The organism is Mycobacterium sp. (genome assembly GCF_050701675.1).
Taxonomy (GTDB): domain Bacteria; phylum Actinomycetota; class Actinomycetes; order Mycobacteriales; family Mycobacteriaceae; genus Mycobacterium.
Map to the genome: position 1 here is coordinate 1 of NZ_JBOGDD010000105.1, position 2,188 is coordinate 2,188.

General features: G+C 66.9%; 2 protein-coding genes. Both read right to left on the bottom strand.

The genetic code is table 11. The features are described from left to right. Positions 1–484: SGNH/GDSL hydrolase family protein (locus ACRDUX_RS03295; protein ID WP_526410989.1), on the bottom strand; the 484-nt coding region annotated here is incomplete at its 3' end. Next, positions 484–1,734 (bottom strand): acyltransferase family protein, encoded by a 1,251-nt coding sequence (locus ACRDUX_RS03300; protein ID WP_526410990.1) that lies wholly within the window; start codon positions 1,732–1,734, stop codon positions 484–486. The genes ACRDUX_RS03295 and ACRDUX_RS03300, both read right to left, overlap by 1 nt. Positions 1,735–2,188 lie beyond the last annotated feature (454 nt).

Sequence of the window (2,188 nt, forward strand, 5' to 3'; positions counted from 1 at the left end):
GCCACGGCGTGCCGATCACCAGCAGCCGTGCCGCGGGCGCGATGGCGCGTGCCATCGAGAAGGCGTTGTAGACCAGCCCGCCGAGCACGTTGGGGTCGACGCCCTGGTCGTTGCGCGAGCCGTAGAACACCACCAGGGCGTCGTCTGGCTTGACCGCCCGCGCCGTCAGTTCGCCGAACTGATTGCCCTGATCGCCGCGAACCCCGTACCCGGCCCTGCCCTCGGCAGCCACGTCGGAGGCCACCTGCAGACCCTGTTGCGCCAACGTCTTCCAGGCGCGGACAGGCCACGCATTGGGGCCCTGCCCTCCGATCGCGGTGCCGTTCGTGTACGAGTCTCCGACGATCGCGACACGGGTCACCGGCGCGCCGGCGCTGGTGGCGTCGTACGGCGTCACCCGGACGACCGGTGCGGTGGTCGTCAGCCCGACCAGCAGCGCCAACGAAATGATGAACGTGGTGACGCGCCCCGCGGTTGCCCCCATCAACCGGCTCGTGCCCGGAGCGACTTCGGTCGCTCCTCCCGGGGGCCGTGAATCGGCGCCAGCGTGCCTTTCACGGGTTCGTCGTGCTCCTCGACGTGAGTTTCGGTGACCGGCGGCTTGCGTTCACCGACCATTCGGCGCATCCAGACCCTGGCGGGCTCCTCGACGAAGTGGTACAGCAGAACCGCCAGCGCGATGGCCACCACGATGAGGCCGACGAACACCAGCTTGGCCGTGATACTCGGCTCCAGCACGATCTGGTACTGCGCCATGATCCAGAGCCATGCCGTGTGCACCAGCTCGTGCACCATGTAGAGCCCGAACGAGACCTGTCCCCCGTAGACCAGCACCCTGGTGGACAACACGCGGGGCAGCGATCCCGCGCCGATCGCCAAGGCCACCACCAACGGCATGAACAGCACGTCGACGAGGCCGAAGTCGTCGCGGACGGTTGGCAGCGGATGCGCGTCGAACAGATAGAGCGCGCCGACGATCACGGCGACGAGCAGCACCGAGACGTACCCGGCGACGCGCCGGGTACGGTCGCTCAGCTCGAGCTTTCGCACGGCGGCACAGGCCAGGGCGCCGACGGTGAACTGCAGGACGATCCGGGGCAGCCAGCTCCATGGCGTGTAGAACTGTCCCCCCGACGCCACCAGCAGCAGCACCGGGGGCAGCGAGGCCGCGAACGCCAGCAGGAGCAGGCCCCTTGCCCTCGTGGCGCGGTCGATCCGGAAGATCACCAGTACCAGCAGCCCGAACGAGAGGTACGCGAGCCACTCGGCGCTGATGGACCAGGCCGGGCCGTCCCAGCTCGAATTGTCGAAGAACGGTTGGACCCACAGCTGCACCATCACCAGCTGACGGATGTAGTTGGTCGCCGTGAGGGTGCCTGCCTCGGGCGAGGGGAAGTCCCCGACGTTGAGCGTGAAGATGATCCACAGCACCGCGAGGTGCATGGTGACCAGGTACAGCGGCCACACCCTGGCCAGTCGGAGCCACAGGAAGTGCAGCGTGGCCCTCGTCGACCACGTCGGCCCCATCCGCTCGAGGTAGTTCCACGTCAGGACGAACCCGCTGAGGATGAAGAACAGGTCGACGCCCTGGGCGCCGCAGTCGAGGATCGGCTTCAGCGCGTCGTAGAGAGGCGGCGACGCGGTCTGCAGCATCGGCCTGAAGTGAAACAGGACCACCCAGAGCGCGGCAACGATACGCAGGCCGGACAACGACCTGATCTCTCCGGTGCGCACAACACTCTTTTCGTGGCTCTGGCTGTTCTGTTCGCGTGTGATCCGCGCCGTTGCGTCAGCCGGCCGTGCGGTCGGCGACCTGTCACCGGCTCATGGCAGGGTAACAGCGCCACCGAGACTCCGGCGTGTTCGCCTCGCTGTGGGATTCCTGAATACGTCCAATTGGCCACTCCGCGAGAATGTCTCGGGTCCGCGGCGCAGAGGTTTCGGCAGCGTCAAAATCACCGCGACCTCGCCATGGACGTCAACCCACGATCTCCATGAAACCTCCATGCTTTCTCCAAGTCGCACACCCGACTTCGGTCCAAGCTCAGGACATGAAACCGAACAGGATCCGTGGCCCATTGGTCTCGCTGGCCGCCGTCGCCGCACTCGGCGGTGGCCTCTGGTGGCTCAACGTCTCACAGGAAGTCGAGGTGGCGCCGTCACCGTCACCCGTAGCGCAGTCCACGAC